This window comes from Paenibacillus sp. 7516, from assembly GCF_002272715.1.
Classification (GTDB): Bacteria; Bacillota; Bacilli; order Paenibacillales; family Paenibacillaceae; genus Paenibacillus; species Paenibacillus illinoisensis_A.
Map to the genome: position 1 here is coordinate 212,209 of NZ_NPBI01000024.1, position 16,624 is coordinate 228,832.

The following is a 16,624-nucleotide window of genomic DNA, read 5'->3' on the forward strand; positions in this document are numbered from 1 at the left end:
AGAACGAAGAAGAATAAGTAAGGGCAGGAGGCTGGAAGAACAGTGAGAGCCATTGTAATCGATGACGAGAAGCCGGCGCAGCTCCATCTGGAGCGCCTGTTATTGTCGGACGGACGGATTACACCCGTGCGATGTTTTTCAACAGCTCGTGATGGACTGGATTTTCTGGCAAAAGAGCGTGTCGATGTGGTGTTTCTGGATATTGGCATGCCAGAAATGAACGGACTGGAAGCGGCTGAGTATATACAGCAGCTGGATAACAACATTCGAATTATATTTGTAACAGCGTACGCCGATCATGCAGTCGAAGCATTTGAACTGCATGCACTGGATTATGTTCTGAAGCCGGTAAGCTCGGCAAGATTGGGCAAGACCATTGACCGGATTGCTGCTTGGAAGTCTGCTATGCCCGAAATGGCAGCGGCTGCGGAAGTAAAGGAACACGTTTCCAATGCTGCCGAGGATGACGCCCAGTTACCGGGACTGCTCACCTTCAAACATTTGGATATCTATAGAAGCCTGAAACCGGAGGCAACCAAGCATAAATGGAGGACGACCAAATCCCAGGAGCTATTCGCATTTCTGTTTCACCATCGTGGAGAATGGGTAAGCAAAGAGATTCTGCTGGATAAATTATGGGCCGATGTCACCTTGGAAAAAGGGCTAACCCATCTGCATACGTCCGTATACCAGATTCGAAAACTGCTCAAAGAATGGAGTATGACAGGCAAATTGGAATACAACATGAATCGTTACCGTTTGCTGCCGGGCAATCTGGTGAGCGACGTGGAGCAGTTTGAATTGGGGACGGGATATGCAGAAGTCACTTCTACCCATGTGGAAGAGTTGCGGGAGATCATGTTGTTATATCGCGGAGATTATCTTGAAGAGCATGACTACCCTTGGGCCCAATCAAAGGCCCGTGAGCTAAAACGCAAATATATACGATTGGTCATGGACCTGGCTGAATGGAACATGAAGCATGGAAGCGGCAAGGACGCCATTGAGCAGTTGCTCGACTTACAGGAAAGAGAGCCTTATGCTGAAGAGGTTTGCCGATTAATGATGAAGGTATATGCATCTATGGGTGATGGATCAGCCATACTCCAATTATATTCATCATTTGCCAAGACACTCTTGGAGGATTTGGGGCATCAGCCGGAACCGGAAACGAGCCGTCTCTTTCAGGAACTAACGGCGAAGTAGGCACAGGCCGGGCGGGAGGATTGTAGTGAAATTATTTATACATCGCAAGGATTTGCGTACGGAGGATCTGCACGCTTTTGATTATTTGCAGAACCAGGAAGATGAGAGTTTGCACCTATTTATCTACGACCCCTTTCTGCTTCGTCAGGGACGCGATAAGGAACACAGCGGCATTAACTTTCTGAGGCATGCAGCCGGGCTTGAGAGACAGTACCGGGAGGCAGGCAAGCTGCTGCACGTGGCACATGGCAAGCCAGCAGAAGTTGTGGATTACATATTGGGACACACGGAAGAAATTATCGATGAAGTGGTCGTTCACCGGGATATGACACCTTACGCGATCGAAAGGGATCGCAGTATACGCAAGGTTGTGGACAAACACCAGGCCAAGTTCACACAGCTGACGGATCATCTGCTGATCGATCTTCCGCGGTTCGCTGATTTTACAGGCAAATCGGAGCCCTATAAAGTATTTGCTGCCTTTCACCGGCGCTGGATGGAGTTTATGAATGAATTCCCTAATCCTCCTTCGGTACTAACGGTAGCTGATCTTAAGATCAGTAAGCTGTCCATCGAGTTTCCTGATTCGTTTAGGGTACCCGCAGCGCTTACGGATATCGAGCCGGCTGAAGAACCTTATGCACTGCTCGATGAATTCCTGAAGGAGCGTATTGCCGAGTATGGGGAGCATCGGGATGAATATGAAGCATACGAACCAAGCCATCTGAGTTCTTATGTGGCGGTAGGAGCCATCTCGATCCGCAGGATGTACGATGCCGCTTACCGGGCAGAACAGCCGGATGAATGGATTAGACAGCTGTGCTTCCGGGACTTTTATCTATATCGTGCAGTATATGAGAGTCACTATTTTACATATGAGAAGGTATACGATCTGTCACCGTTAAGTGATTATCACTTCGAACGCTGGTGCAAGGCAGAGACGGGAATACCGATTATTGATGCTGCGATGACCGAGCTGAATGAGACGGGGCGCATGCCCAATCGATTGCGTATTCTGACGGCGATGTTTCTGACCAAAAATCTGCAGTGTCCGTTTCCCCTGGGTGAGGCCTACTTCAGACGCAAGCTGCTGGATTATGACAACATTCAGAATCGGGGGAACTGGTTATGGTGTGCTTCACTTGGAGAAAATGCTGCCCCGTATTTCCGGGTAAACAATCCGGTGACACAGTCGGAGAAGTATGATCCCCAGGGAGATTATATCCGGAAATGGCTGCCTGATCTGAAGGATCTGCACAGCAAGGATATCCATCAACCACGCGAGGGTGCGATTGTGGATCTGAAGGCATCCAGGCAGGCGGCTATAGAGGTCTATAAACAAATTCTGTCGAGTCGCCAGAAGGATTAGTACCGTGCAGGGGAATGTGTATATGGATGCTGGAGGGAGGATCGGATGGCCGGATCTCCAAGGCATAGCCTGAAATGTCAGGCTCAAGGCCCTGCTGTCTCAGCTTGTCCATGAGCAGGAGAAATGTCTGATCAATCTCTGCCCGATCCGGAGCACCGAAATGGGTGTATACGGCGTATTCACGGGCTGGAAGGACTATGCCGACCATGCCTTCCGGCACTTCATGGAAGTGGGATACCTCTACTCCGGCAATATAGTGATAGAGGCGTGTACGGCTCAGGGATACGCCTGTCTTCACCCCCGTCCGGGTTTGGCGGGGGATTTCATGTTGTCTACGTTCTAATTCAATCCACAGCTTAGGAATCATCACTTGTGACATATATACAGCTGTAAAAGGAGCCTGAAATTCAAGGCCAATCACATATGTCTGCGGCCGAACCATCCGCTCAAATGAATGACCCTTAGCGATTCGTTGACCTGCCATATCGGCTACTCGACCGGCTGATTGCAGCAAGGTATATCCTCCCCGTCGTCCAGGTTCTGCATATAGGGGCACACCCATTCCACTAAGCTCATGTAAATACCGAAGCATGGTACGGTAAGAAACCCCGAATTCAGCAGCCATTTCTTCAGCGGTAAACGTAGGTTTGTCATACACTCGCATCATAAGTTCAATCAAACGCTGCGTTTTGGTCATGTTCCATCCGCTCCTGATAGAAATATCGATATACTGACAGATTTTGTCACTATATTAGTATAAAATAGAGTCAGGACTTACGGCAACAGGATCAACTTGAAGATAGGGAGAACATGAATGAAAGGGTGAGAGGGTATGGAACAAGTCAATTCTTCAATGTTGGTACGTAAGGAGGCTGCGACCATTATTGGACTGAAATGGGAGGGAACCTTCGCTGAAGCAGGGGCAGGGGGCATTCGTGAGGTGCAAATGGAGTTCAAGCGTCGTTTGCAGGAGATCAGTGATGTGCTTCACCCGCAGGAGCTTCTGGGATTGTCCTATCATACGACAGATACAGGATTTGTCCATTATGTCGCAGTCGAGGTTGGCGAAGATGGAGCATCAACCATTCCATCCGGAATGGTGAAGGTTGATGTTCCGGCACATGACTACGCCAAGTGCAGTCATGTCAAAGGACAGAGTGTGGAAGTTTCATACAATCGAATCTATACCTGGATTGCGGAACAGGGCCATGCCGCGTCGCAAGGTCCGCTTACCCACTATGAAGTGTATCCGATGGATCAGGATCCATATGATCCGGAGCCCGAGTTTACCATTTTCATCCCAGTGAACCAGAAATAAATACTGCTGAGGCAGCATTGCTCGAAGACCGCATTATAGCGGTCTTTTTTACATTTATAGACATGAAAATAGTGTGAAATCCACTGAAAATTTAGGAATTGTTAAGAAAATGGACTACCCATCTTAAGCATTATGCCTTTTAATAGATAGTGAGCTTATCGTACTAAGTCATATCTGACATATTGACGAACACATTAAGGAGAAACGCTAAACATGAGTGAGACATTGAAAAGAGAGCGAATACCGGAGCTGAACCTGGTACGTGCCATGGCGATTATCGGCGTGCTGTGTGTGCATTCCACGTCTTATGCGACGGTGGACATGACAGGTTCGGGTTACTACTGGCTGTACAACTTTATTAATATCTTCATGAAATATGGTACGCCAACTTTTATTTTCATGAGCAGCTTCGTGTTGTTCTATAACTATTATTCCCGTCCCTTGGACAAGAAATTGGTCAGCAATTTTTATAAAAAGAGATTCGTTTACATTCTGCTGCCGTATTTCCTGTTTTCCCTGTTTTATTTTGTTATTCTGCATTTCACCCATTATCAAGGCCGTCCAGTTGGTGAATCTGCCATCAGCTTCATTACCAAACTGTTCACGGGTAAGGCGTATACGCATCTGTACTTTGTATTCATCAACATGCAATTCTATCTGTTATTCCCGCTCGTTCTGTGGCTGCTGAAGAAGTATCCTACGGTGGTTAAGTGGTCTGTACCGATTGGACTGCTGATCCAGTGGGCATTTATCGTAAGTAACAAATACGGGTTCCAAGTGCCCAACAAGGGAAGCTGGGCCTTCTCATACTTCTCCTATTTCATGCTGGGAGCGTTCATCGGGGTCTATTTTCCAAAGATCAAACAATGGTTCGTCATCAGCCGTGAAAATGCGACCAAAGGCCGCGTAGCATCCTGGATTCTGCTGTGGGCCATCTGGATTGCTGCCGGACTCGGACATGTATATATTTATTACCTGCTTCGTATGAAGATCGCGACGTATAACACACTGTGGTATGAGTTTTTCTGGAATTTGCATACCTTTGCTTGTGCGCTCGTACTGATTCAGATTGCATACCTGTTGTATCGCAAGGGGCCTGCATTGATTGCCAAGCCGCTTAATCGACTTGGTGCGCTGTCTTTCGGAATTTATCTGATTCACCCATTTTTCTTGCTGTTATATCGGGAATTCCCCCCGCAAACCGGGGTGTCCTGGCTGGTTCACCTATGGTATGCCGGAGGCTTTGCCGTAGCGCTGTTCGCTTCATGGATTGTAGTGGGGCTGACTGCAAGGTTCGTTCCATTTGCCTGGGTCATCTTCGGGAATCTGCCGAAACCAAAACCACGGGTCATCCCGCAATCCAATTCGGGCCAGCTCGATGTTCGTTAATATTTAATTGCCATTATAGGAATAATAAGCCGTTTCTTGGTCGACCTTAGGGTTGAGCGGGGAACGGTTTTTTTCATGTGTTCCATGAGCATCAGTGGGAACGAATGTTTCTTTTGGAGCGGCCAGGGGTAATGAGAAGGCGGAACACAAATCAAAAATGCAGAGACTTATAGAACAGGATTAAGGTGAGATGAATGAAAACATGTGAACAATGCGGGAAACCGATGCAAGATATATTGGAATATGTAGAGCACATTCTTCATGAATGCAATGGACAGACAACAGAGTACAGCACAGATGGCTATCCGGCACAGACACAGGGGTATGAGTGCGTCCGCGAGCAGATGTGATACAATAGAAAGAAACCGGATTCATACGGAACCGAGGTGACAACATGGAGACGGGCTCAGCCCCTTTCCGGCAGGACATGACGGAACATGAAGCGCAACAGACCAAGGTATGCATGTATTGCGGGCAACAGCGTCCGTTGTCTGAATTTCGGCGCAGAACCGGAAAGAGGGCAGGGCCCGGTGCCAGACGAGGAGCCTGTCGTCGCTGTCGTCAGCGCAGTGGACAGGCTGACGTTAGCGACATCCCAGTGCAGCAGGGTCAGAGTCTGCACATGCGGATGCAAAGACAAGAGAAGATTACAAACGAATCAAGTGCTGCAGCCAATCAACGGGTGATTCAAGAGACAGCGGATGAAGGTTCGGAGAAACAGCACAGCAAAGCTGAACCTCTATCTTCATCCACCTCGGAGCCATCAGGTGATCGGAAGAAAAGAAGACGGAGACGAAAGTCCAAACGGCAGCAGGCACAGCCAGGCCTTGAGCAGTCTGAACGGATCACGGAATCAAGCGCCGCAGACCAAGCAGAACGTGATCCGAAGGATGGTGGACGCACCATAGCCAATGTGCGTGCTGAACAGGCCGCCGCGCAGGCTTCTGTAGCGGCCAGCGAGGCTTCGATGCCGGAAGATCCGCAGGATTCGGCAGCGGGAACAGCAGCTGCGGGTCAGCAGACCGCAGCGGGGCGCAAGCGCAAGCGGCGCCGCAAACGCTCGGCGCCGCCTGGCGCTGGCACTGGACCGGACCGCATCGCGGTCAAGTCCGAGGTGCCAGCGAGCGACCGTGGCGCTGCGGCCACGGTCGGCGGGCCCTTGGCGGCAGCTGCACAGCCTGCCGCTCCAGGGCTGGACCCGGGCCAGGCAGCTCCTGCTGCGACCGGGACAGCCGAGTCTGCTCCCATGCGGCCACAGGGTCCGCAAGGGAGCAGGGCGCGGCCAATGCGCAAAGAACGTGCGCATAAGGCCGCTAGTGAAGATGGCGCCCGGGCAACGACTTCCGGGCACCGTCCCCATTCCCATCATGCCCGCAGCCGAAGCGCGGGGGCAGATGGCCGGCCGCGCCGCCAGACTCCGGCGGTCCCGGCAGCCATTGATCCGGAAGATCCGTCATCGCTCCGTACGAACAGGCAGGGCATGGTCCGCATGCGTGGCAAGACGGATAAAGGCCGCCGCTGGCATCAAGAGATTGACATGGAGCTTGCGGTCACGCTGGTCAAGGAAAAAGCCGCAGTTGTTGTCAATCGGTATACCATTCGCCGATTATTCAGCAACAAGGATTTCAAACGGTACATCATGACCCGGGATCAGTATACCTGCTACTTCTGTGGATCATACGGTGATACGATCGACCATCTTCTGCCTCGGGCCAAAGGCGGTCATACAACTCCGCTAAACTGTGTATGTGCCTGCAATCTGTGCAACCAGTCCAAAGCTGCAATGGATGCAGACGAGTTCATGCGGTCCGGCATACCTGAATGGAATGCCGCTCATCAGGAGGAACTGAACGAACTGCAGATGCAGGAAGCGCAGCTGGAATAAAATATGTTTATTTCTTCTCCTGTTAGGGAGAGGGATACCAATATAGAAAAGCACACCAAGACTTGTTGTACAGGTCAGGGTGTGCTTTTTGCTATGTTGGTCTCATCTGTGAATATTTCTTCAAATTAACAACGGTTTGAAGTGAATTCGTACGTTATACTGTGAGAAGAAGATGAACTGTACCCAGATCATTCGAGGACAGTAATTGCGATGTAAACGGATGGAGACTGAATAGATTGGAAGGATGCACATGACCCCGGTACCTCTGGACATCATGTCCTATATTACGGAAGAGAATATTCGTTATTGGCTGGAGCAGTTTCGTTCCCTGGGGCCGCTTCCGGGTATACTGCTGACCTTTATGAAGTCCTTTGTGCCACCGCTTCCGACCCTGCTGATCGTGGGGGTTAATGGTGCAGTATACGGACTATGGGCGGGATTTTTGTACTCGTGGATTGGAATGGTGCTCGGTTGTACTCTGACCTTCTTGCTGGTCCGGGAGATTGGGAAATCTGCCTTCGTGGAACGATGGTCCAGCAAACCGCGTGTTCAGCGGAGCATGGTATGGATTCGGCGGAATGCGTTTAGTTATGTATTTTTGCTGAGCATCTTTCCGGTCGGTCCGTTTGTCATTATTAATGTGGCGGCAGGTATTGCCCGAATGAGACTCATGTCTTTCCTGCTCGCCGTAGGATTTGGTAAGGGCATCATGATTTTCTGCGTGACCTACATTGGCTCCAATGTGGCCCAATTCCTGGAGCATCCAGTAAGGTGGATTGGTGTACTGCTGTTTATCGCTGTATCGTTGTGGGCCAGTCGGAAGCTGGAGAGACACTTCACCCGTTCATCGTCCGAGGAGAAACGGAACGAATCCAATCCCTCTTCAGGGAACACCATTTCTTCCTGATCAGCCGCATGCAATACGGTTCTACGGTACCTGGTTACGCGCATAAGCTAAACAGACTGTTATCGAGGATATGGATTTTTCTCGTTAACAGTCTGTTTTTCTTTTTGGTTCACTCATATGCAGGCACCCTCTTATTTGCCTTTATTCCATAATTCCAACAATGGTCCCTCGTTCCCGTAGACTGGATCCGTATCAGGGATGGGCACACCCTGAATCTCTCGTAGCACTTCAGGACGTTCTCCCGGATCACCTGTACGGGTATTGTAGCTTGTGCCGCCAGGGTAAGCACCTGCTATACGAAAATCAGAGCTGGCTTCCAGACGCTTATGTCCTGTTCCTGCAGGAAGCACAACAATATCTCCCGTTTGCAGATAAACTCTCTGTCCCTTTTCCCCGCCCAGAATCAGCTGAACGAAACCGCTTACCACTGCTAGTGCTTCATGGGCATTGCTATGAAAGTGATGATAGTCAAACACACCATTAATCCAGCTGTTTCCCCAATTATTGTTGTTCAACAGCGACTCTGCTCGGGACGGGTCTTTTGCCCATACGCCCTTATACAGCAGAACTGGTAAGTTTGGGTTGTTCGGAATCACGCCATCGTCTTTGAAGTAAAAGGTCTCTATATTCTCTCTTGGTTCATTCATCATCATCACCTCACTATTTATTACCCGCATTCATGTCGTACTCCACAGCAAGACAAATAAAAAACGAATAAAAAATGAATGGAAAATGATACAAAACGTATCAATTTAAGGTTATACTCAATACATACGCTCGCCTTAAGAGCCTGCCTGAGTAAAATCCAAGGAGGAATGGTTTGGTGAACATTGTCATTACAGGGGCTTCCGGATTTGTGGGATTCAATCTTTCTCATTATTTGGCCCAAAAAGGCCACCGCATTACCCTGATCGACCGGGATGACTATTGTCAGAGACTTGTTCACAGCTCCCCGCTGCATGAGATGACCTTCACTTGTTGTGACCTCGCTTCAGACCGCTTCAGCTTGCCTCAGGGAACCGATTATATCATTCACCTGGCAGCCATGCCGCATGTGGATTATTCCTACCATCACCCAGGAGAAGTGTTTCGTAACAACACACTAAGCACGCAGGCCATTTTGCAATATGCAGCCGATCATCGTATTCCGGTTGTACTGGCCTCCTCGGTAGAGGTCTATGGAGGCGAGTTTGGCAGAGTGTACTCCGAATCAGACGTATATGCTCCAGTATCACCCTATTCGGCATCCAAAGTAGCCTGTGAGACGCTCGCTCATTCCTATGCCCAATGTTACAACCTCCCTATCAAAATCTTCCGTCTAACCAACCTTTATGGGCCATGGCAGCTGCCTGACCGAATCATTCCCCGCAATTTTGGCCGGATGCTGGATGGCTTGCGGCTGGATATTCAAGGATCTGCTGTACGTGATTTTCTGTATATCGATGATGCACTGAAAGCCATTGAACAGATTATGCTGCATGGACAAGATCGGCATACGTATAACATCTCGACAGGACAAGGCACAACGATGCAGGAGATTGGCGAGCTGCTGCAATCACTGCAGCGCTCCATAGGAGATGTGGAGATTCGGGATCAGGAACCGACTCAGTCCAGAGGCTCCAGTTTGGTCGTTTATTCGGGCAAATTAAGAGAAGAATTGGGATGGAAACCGCAGATTACATTGGAACAGGGGCTGGAAAAGACATACCGCTGGTATCATGAGCATCCGGATTGGGTACGACAATTCAGCAGACAGTATCAAACATCGAGAGGAAGTCATGAGTTTATCGTGGATATGGCTAGATATGCGGCCCCAGCGATTTGATACAGCTTACTGCAATCAAAAAAAGCCAGGGAAGGGTGATTGGAATAACACCTTCCTTGGCTTTTTTCTGCCCCGTAGGTATAGGCATGTTTATGCAGCTTGTCTACGGGCCGACATCATCACGTATATAGTGCACGACTTGGTCGTACGAAGCATATGAGACCGGATCCTAGTGGCGATCTTTTACATCGGCAATTTTATCTTGAACCGCGCCTTTCGCCTTGTCCTTTTTACCCTCAGCCTGAAGGGATCTGTTATTTGTTGCGTTACCGATCTGATCCTTCACTTCGCCTTTGGCTTTATTCACGCCTGCTTTGATTTTATCGCTAGTTGAATTACTCATATCGAACATCTCCTTCATTTCTGGTGTAGTCCTTATTAACCGGGTTTCTGTAATTTTAAACTTCGTCCATCATAAGAAGCTGTCGTAGGGGCCTGAAACAAAGTGAAGATTCTCATCAGGAAGAATTGAGCGAATAGGGAATAAGCCAGCATGACAAGCTGCATAATAACGATAGTGACCAAATTCGTTGCATGGAATTCATGGTTTTGGAAAACACTTCCTAAAAATAAGACTGAAAAAATCCTCTATATGTACTTTTTCGCACATATGGACGTATGTGATCTTGTCTTAATACCACATGTGGTAGGAACGCAGATCTGGAACAAAAGGATAAACGGTTACATTCCGAGCGCGAAGCTTGACAAAAAAATCGGATTTGTTACAATGTTCACAATATCTTCACAAGTGTAAAAAATTTCTTTTTCATGTTCATGTGTAAGAGGTGTAATATAAGGGTATAGAGTTCGGTTTCGGCCTGCTTGTCGTTTTGCGTCAACACATGTTGTCCGCAATAGACCCAATACAATACATGATCCGAGAGCGGCCCTTGGGCTTCGCTCTTTCTATTGTGTGAAATTTGGTACATTTCAATGTATCCCTTGTATTCGTGGTTCGGCTCTGCTTGACAGGCATCATGAAAGTCGCGGACTTCTATCCCAAAGTAAAGGAGGACTTTCTCTTATGTCACAATCGCCTACTCAACAAGAGGTGCCAGTTACAGAAGGTGCCAACGTTTCCGAGCGCCAGTCCTTGGACGTGCTCGATCAACTGATGAAACCTGAGGTACAGGAGTCTCTGACCGTTCTGGTTGAAAACCTGCCTAAACTGGCTGAAATGGTTACTGCCATGACCAAAGCTTATGACTTTGCACAAAGCGTAGCTACAGACAAAGTTCTGATCAGCGACACAATGAGCGCAATGGGTGAATTCGCTAAACCAGTTGTAGACAAAGCCAAAGGTGTAGCTTCCGCTGCAATCGAAGCAAGTGATCGTGCGCAAGCAGAGCAAACTTCGGTTGGTCTGTTCGCTATGCTCAAAATGCTTAAAGATCCAAACGTACAACAAACGCTGCGTTTTGCTCAATCATTCCTGAGCATTCTGAACGAGCGTCAACAACAGCAACGTTAAGATTAGAAGAACGGAGGATGGATATGTCGAAGCAAATTTTGATCTTGGGCGGAGGTTACGGTGGTCTTTTGACTGCGCTGACTGCGCGTCAATACCTGACACCGGAAGAAGCGACAATCACAGTCGTGAACCGTTACCCTACGCACCAAATTATTACGGAACTGCACCGTCTTGCAGCAGGAAGCATTGCTGAAAAGGCAGTTGCTCTTCCGCTTGAAAAATTGCTGCGTGGTAAAAACGTGAACTTGAAAATCGATACGGTGGATACAATCAAGCCGGACGAGAAAAAAGTTCTGATGACCAGCGGCTCTACTTACTCTTATGATGCACTCGTCGTTGCCCTGGGTAGCGAAACGGCATTCTTCGGAATTCCGGGATTGCAGGAGTACAGCTTCACGCTGAAATCCGTTAGCGATGCTAACCGCATTCGTGCACACGTTGAAGCACGTCTGGATGCTTACAAACAATCCGGCAACAAAGCAGACGCAACGTTTGTTATTGGTGGCGGCGGTTTGACTGGCATCGAGCTTGTCGGCGAATTCGCTGACCTGCTGCCAGGCGTATGCCAAGAAAAAGGTATCGATTTCAACGATATCTCCCTGTATACCGTTGAAGCAGGTCCATCCATTCTTGCAGGATTCCCGCCAGAATTGGTTGACCGTGCAAAATCAAGTCTCGAGAAACGTGGCGTTAACTTCATCGTTGGCGTAGCGATCACAGAGATGAAAGAAAACGAAGTATTGCTGAAAGACGGCAGCTCCATCCCTACGAACACACTCGTATGGACAGGTGGCGTACAAGGTAATGCGGTTGTTGCTAACAGTGGAATTGAAGTGGATCGCGGCCGTGCTAAAGTTACGGAAGTTCTGCAATCCACATCCCACAAAGATGTGTTCGTTGCTGGTGACAGCGCAGTTGTCTTCCCTAGCGAAGGTGCTCGCCCTTATCCTCCAACTGCACAACTGGCTTGGCAAATGGGTGAAACCATTGGTCACAATCTGAGCGTAATGTTCAAAGGTGGCGCAATGGAATCCTTCACACCAGTATTCTCCGGTACACTGGGAAGTCTGGGTCGTAAGGATGCTGTCGGCATGATCGGTGGCAACCAGACTCGTCTGAAAGGTCTGCCAGCAACCATGATGAAAGAAGCAAGTAACATCCGTTACCTGTCTCACATCCACGGATTGTTCGCACTGGCTTACTAATTTAGTAGCCATTCATAAAAGGGTGCCCTTTGGGGCACCCTTTTTGCGTTGCTTCAGCCAGGGTTAAACGCTAAGGAGCAAGTGAGGTTAAAAGGGCTGCAGAACTGGATGAGCTGGGTCAGGTATAGACAGTACAGGGTGTATGGTATATTAAGAAGTATATGAAGCATTATTTATGCGCTGACATGCGCTAAACGGATGGGATCACAGCAGCCGGCGCTTAGAAGCGCCGGCTTTCGTTTAAATTAAAGACAAGTCCAGAGAAGGATAAAGCTACACGGGGTTACCCGTTTAACCGAGAGGAGCATGACATATGAATGTATTGGTTATTGGAGCAAACGGACAAATCGGCAAGATGCTTGTGGAACAGCTCGCCCAGGGAGGCAAGCATCAGGTGACGGCGATGATTCGCAGACCGGAACAGGCGGATGCTTTGAAACAGTTAGGTGCAAATGTAGTCATGGGTGATCTGGAGGGCAGCGTGAATGACCTGGCTGAAGCGATGAAGGATCATGATGCCGTCGTATTCACGGCAGGGTCCGGTGGGTCTACAGGTGCAGACAAGACACTCCTTATTGATCTCGACGGGGCTGTAAAAACAATGGAGGCCGCACTGCAGCAGGGCATTTCCAGATACATTCTGGTCAGTGCTTTTGGTGCAGATCAGCGGGAGAAATGGTCGGATGCCATTAAACCATACTATGTGGCGAAGCATTATGCCGATCGCGCGCTGTTTGCAAGCGAGCTGAATTATACGATTATTCGCCCTGGTGGCTTGAAAAACGAACCAGGAACAGGCAAAATCGCGGTAGGAACAGACTTGAAACCAGGAAGCATATCTCGTGAGGATGTGGCCCGAGTTATCGCGGCATCCCTGCAAGAGGAGAAGACATATCGAATGGCCTTTGACCTGATTGCCGGGGACGACCTCGTGGAGGATGCATTGGGCAAACTGTAGAGTTCTATTGTAAGATATCGGGAGAATGGAACGAGGGGGAACTCGGTATGAATGAAGCCGTGCTGGTGATTGAAGATGAACCCAAAATTGCACGCCTGCTTGAACTTGAATTACAGTATGAGGGATATCAGGTGGGGAAGGCAGGGAGCGGTACGGAAGGGTTGGAAATGTATCATGGCGGCCAGTGGGATCTGATTCTGTTGGATATCATGCTGCCAGGTCTGAGTGGAATTGAGGTATTGCGGCGAATCCGTGCCAAAGATGCCATGGTACCCATCCTGATGCTGACAGCGAAGGATTCGGTCGAGGACAAGGTGTCTGGACTTGATCTCGGTGCCAATGATTACATTACTAAACCTTTCCGAATCGAAGAACTGCTTGCCAGAGTGCGGGCAGCGCTCCGGCTGAGTGCCGCAGCCGCTTCTTCATCCGGGGTAATACGACATGCCAATCAAGACACAACAAGCCATATGACTGAAGAAGATACAGGCTGGCTTACTGCCGCTGGATTGAAGTTGAATGAGGGTACAAGGGAGGTTTCCCGGGATGGAATACCTATCGAACTTACTCCACGTGAGTTCGATCTTCTCGTGTATCTGCTGCAGAATCAGCGTCAGGTATTAAGTCGTGACCAGATTGTACAGGCCGTTTGGGGTTACGATTATTACGGAGATACCAATGTCGTGGATGTGTATATCCGTTATGTGCGCAAAAAGGTAGATAACGGATTCACTCCACCCTTAATACATACCGTTCGTGGTGTTGGATACGTTCTGAAGGAGCAATCATGAGTCTGCGGAGCAAAATTTATGGATACTCCTCGGTATTGTTTGCGGTGCTGCTCATCGCTGTAAACCTGTCCGTGTATATCGTATTTGAACGAATTTCAATGTCTAATGAGATCAAGCGTGTCGAAGCTGAGGCCGGCTCGATCGTAACAGGAGTGCGCGATTCTGCCGAATCCATTCCTCCGGATGATCTGCTGCGTGCCTATGCGCCGGTGGAAGGAATGCTGCGCATTGTCAATGAGGATGGTACCAGTTCCGATCCGGTAACGACAGCGACAGAGCCTCAATTGAACGAGATGCTAAGCAAACTGCCCTATAAGTACGAGAGCCAAAAGAAATCGGAGTATACCCGGGTTGGACAGCTGGAGTATGTCTGGGTGTCTGTGCCCGTAATCTGGCCTGATGGTGAAGTGGTGAATGTACAAGTCACCGAAAGTGTCGCAGATACCGAGAATGGCTTGTCTGTGCTGCGTACGGTTCTGGTCGCTGTAACGATTATCGCGTTGATCCCTGCGATCATCTCCAGCCGAATTCTGGCGAACCGGATGACAAGGCCGATTCAGCAGATGACCCGTACCATGAGTGATATCCAGTCAAGCGGCCAGTTTAAGCGGCTTCCACTGGCTGCCCAATCGAAGGATGAACTGAGTACCATGGGGCAGACGTTCAACCGCATGATGGATTTGCTGGAATCCAACTTCGAGCGGCAGGAGCGTTTCGTTTCGGATGCCTCGCATGAGCTGAAAACACCGCTGACCATTATTGAGAGTTATGCCAGTCTGCTGCAGCGACGGGGCAAGGAACGACCTGAGGTGTTCGACGAGGCTGTTGAAGCCATACTGTCTGAATCCGTTCGCATGCGGGAGATGACTGAACAGCTGCTCTTGCTGGCCAAGCAGCCGGAGCAATGGAACGTACAGCTGGAAAGGCTTGATATCACACGTCTGGCTCAGGATTCCACTCGAGCCTTCCGGGAAGCCTATCACCGTGAAGTTTATTGTGATGATCCGGGCAGTATCTGGGTGATCAGTGATGAAAGTAAGTTGAAGCAGATGTTGTTTATTCTGCTGGACAATGCCCGCAAGTACAGCGAGGATGCCATTGAAGTCAGACTGGAATCGAAAGGACAGGAATGCCGGATATGCATCGTTGATTCGGGGATTGGAATGCCGGAGGAAGAGCTAACCAAAGTATTTGATCGTTTCTACCGTGTGGACCCGGCAAGAACCCGCAGCGGCGGAGCAAGTGGATCGGGCTTGGGATTGTCTCTCGCGAAGGACATCGCAGGGGCTATAGGGGCACGTGTTGAACTGAAGAGTGCAGAAGGTGTAGGCACTGAAGCTTCGATTATTTTGCCAGTATCCGTTCAGACGACCCTGTTCTCATGAAATTCTCATTCTTCTCTTGTATACTGATGCCAAGAGTCTCACGAGAGCAGATGCACTTGTGAAAGGGGGAGGCAGATTGGAAAAGTCACAGATACCACCGGAAATGAAACGGGAACAGCAGCAGACGAGCGGAAGGTCAAAGCGACCGATATGGTGGGGGGCAGGTATTGTGGCTGTGCTGCTTGTCGCAATCGTAGGCTGGTGGCAGCCATGGCAGTCCAGCCGTGTGATGCTTAGTGCGGATGCAGCGGCTCAGGCCGTATTGGAACAATACCCTGGAGAAATTGTGAATTCCACGTTGAAGGACGGTACGTATATCATGCAGCTTCGATCCGAAACTGGGCTATATGATGTACAGCTGGATGCAGTAACCGCTACAGTCAATGCCATTACGCGGCTGGAATCCAATCCTCAGGCTGAAGAAAAAACACTGCTCAGCCGGGAGCAGATCAAGACGGAGTTACGGAAGCAAACCGATGAGCAGCTGGTATCACTGGAACTGGTGGAACAGCAGGGAAGTCCGGTTTATCTGGCCGTATGGAAAATGAAGGATAATCGCCGGGAGCAGTGGACGGTTGATCCATATAACGGGGAGAAGCAATCTTCCCAGACGCTGGATGCTCCAGCTTCCGAACCGGGAAAAGAGAATGATACTCCGCAGTTTCTTAGTGAGAAGGAAGCTGAGCAAAAGGCACTTGCCAGAGTTCCCGGGGAAGTGGATGACACGGAGCTCCGCGGAACGAATAGTGGGAATCCCTATTATCTGGTCGAGATTGATCTGGAGGACGGCAGGGAAGCTATCGTGCAGGTGAACGCGATATCCGGAGCGATTCGGTCCGTGACATGGGATGAAGACGAAGAAGATTAAGTAAAGTCTCAACAATGGAGATGCAATGATGCTGTGAATGTTCATCT

16 protein-coding genes and 1 pseudogene are annotated in these 16,624 nt (G+C 49.3%); 14 read left to right on the forward strand and 3 right to left on the reverse strand.

Annotated features, from left to right (window positions below; translation table 11 throughout):
* Positions 1-42 precede the first annotated feature (42 nt).
* A complete protein-coding gene (locus tag CHI14_RS20550; protein WP_095290796.1) occupies positions 43-1,206 on the forward strand; it encodes a response regulator in 1,164 nt (387 codons plus the stop codon).
* 25 nt (positions 1,207-1,231) lie between these two features.
* Positions 1,232-2,575, forward strand: a complete 1,344-nt coding sequence (locus CHI14_RS20555) for a cryptochrome/photolyase family protein (protein ID WP_095290798.1) — start codon at positions 1,232-1,234, stop codon at positions 2,573-2,575.
* Here the strand turns inward: CHI14_RS20555 and CHI14_RS20560 are convergent.
* Positions 2,529-3,272, reverse strand: a complete 744-nt coding sequence (locus CHI14_RS20560) for an effector binding domain-containing protein (RefSeq protein ID WP_095290800.1) — start codon at positions 3,270-3,272, stop codon at positions 2,529-2,531. The genes CHI14_RS20555 and CHI14_RS20560 overlap by 47 nt on opposite strands.
* 156 nt (positions 3,273-3,428) lie before the next feature.
* Here CHI14_RS20560 and CHI14_RS20565 point away from each other — a divergent pair, with 156 nt between their 5' ends.
* The 5 genes and pseudogenes from CHI14_RS20565 to CHI14_RS20580 all read left to right on the forward strand — a co-directional run bounded on the left by CHI14_RS20565 (position 3,429) and on the right by CHI14_RS20580 (position 8,074).
* Positions 3,429-3,893, forward strand: a complete 465-nt coding sequence (locus CHI14_RS20565; RefSeq protein ID WP_249281184.1) for a GyrI-like domain-containing protein — start codon at positions 3,429-3,431, stop codon at positions 3,891-3,893.
* A gap of 213 nt (positions 3,894-4,106) precedes the next feature.
* Positions 4,107-5,282 (forward strand): acyltransferase, encoded by a 1,176-nt coding sequence (locus CHI14_RS20570; RefSeq protein WP_095290804.1) that lies wholly within the window; start codon positions 4,107-4,109, stop codon positions 5,280-5,282.
* Positions 5,283-5,506: 224 nt separating this feature from the next.
* Entirely contained in the window at positions 5,507-5,632 is a 126-nt protein-coding gene (locus tag CHI14_RS30705; RefSeq protein WP_255247963.1) for a hypothetical protein, read from the forward strand.
* A 1,097-nt stretch (positions 5,633-6,729) separates the two neighbouring features.
* Positions 6,730-7,167, forward strand: a pseudogene (locus tag CHI14_RS20575) (HNH endonuclease); the annotation flags it as partial.
* Positions 7,168-7,417: 250 nt separating this feature from the next.
* Positions 7,418-8,074, forward strand: coding sequence for a TVP38/TMEM64 family protein (locus CHI14_RS20580; RefSeq protein ID WP_095290807.1), 657 nt, complete (start codon positions 7,418-7,420; stop codon positions 8,072-8,074).
* A gap of 131 nt (positions 8,075-8,205) precedes the next feature.
* Here CHI14_RS20580 and CHI14_RS20585 read toward each other — a convergent pair whose 3' ends face one another.
* A complete protein-coding gene (locus CHI14_RS20585) occupies positions 8,206-8,751 on the reverse strand; it encodes a cupin domain-containing protein (RefSeq protein WP_249281185.1) in 546 nt (181 codons plus the stop codon).
* 146 nt (positions 8,752-8,897) lie between these two features.
* Between CHI14_RS20585 and CHI14_RS20590 the strand changes: the two genes are divergently transcribed.
* Complete coding sequence (locus CHI14_RS20590) at positions 8,898-9,899, forward strand: NAD-dependent epimerase/dehydratase family protein (protein WP_170948206.1); 1,002 nt, start codon at positions 8,898-8,900, stop codon at positions 9,897-9,899.
* Between the two features lie 169 nt (positions 9,900-10,068).
* On the opposite strand, the gene CHI14_RS20595 is transcribed toward CHI14_RS20590, so the two are convergent.
* On the reverse strand, positions 10,069-10,242 hold the full coding sequence (locus tag CHI14_RS20595) for a CsbD family protein (protein WP_082704104.1): 174 nt from the start codon (positions 10,240-10,242) through the stop codon (positions 10,069-10,071).
* A 681-nt stretch (positions 10,243-10,923) separates the two neighbouring features.
* Here CHI14_RS20595 and CHI14_RS20605 point away from each other — a divergent pair.
* The 6 genes from CHI14_RS20605 to CHI14_RS20630 all read left to right on the forward strand — a co-directional run bounded on the left by CHI14_RS20605 (position 10,924) and on the right by CHI14_RS20630 (position 16,577).
* Entirely contained in the window at positions 10,924-11,370 is a 447-nt protein-coding gene (locus CHI14_RS20605) for a DUF1641 domain-containing protein (RefSeq protein ID WP_095290826.1), read from the forward strand.
* A 23-nt stretch (positions 11,371-11,393) separates the two neighbouring features.
* Positions 11,394-12,575 carry an NAD(P)/FAD-dependent oxidoreductase gene (locus CHI14_RS20610; protein WP_095290835.1) on the forward strand — a complete coding sequence of 394 codons (1,182 nt, stop codon included), beginning with the start codon at positions 11,394-11,396 and terminating at the stop codon, positions 12,573-12,575.
* Between the two features lie 313 nt (positions 12,576-12,888).
* On the forward strand, positions 12,889-13,533 hold the full coding sequence (locus tag CHI14_RS20615; protein ID WP_095290837.1) for an SDR family oxidoreductase: 645 nt from the start codon (positions 12,889-12,891) through the stop codon (positions 13,531-13,533).
* A gap of 47 nt (positions 13,534-13,580) precedes the next feature.
* Positions 13,581-14,324 (forward strand): response regulator transcription factor, encoded by a 744-nt coding sequence (locus CHI14_RS20620; RefSeq protein ID WP_095290839.1) that lies wholly within the window; start codon positions 13,581-13,583, stop codon positions 14,322-14,324.
* Positions 14,321-15,709 carry a sensor histidine kinase gene (locus CHI14_RS20625; RefSeq protein ID WP_095290841.1) on the forward strand — a complete coding sequence of 463 codons (1,389 nt, stop codon included), beginning with the start codon at positions 14,321-14,323 and terminating at the stop codon, positions 15,707-15,709. The genes CHI14_RS20620 and CHI14_RS20625 overlap by 4 nt, the downstream gene beginning before the upstream one ends.
* Before the next feature lie 76 nt (positions 15,710-15,785).
* Positions 15,786-16,577: a PepSY domain-containing protein gene (locus CHI14_RS20630; protein WP_141236714.1), complete on the forward strand. Its 792-nt coding sequence runs from the start codon at positions 15,786-15,788 to the stop codon at positions 16,575-16,577.
* Positions 16,578-16,624: the final 47 nt, after the last annotated feature.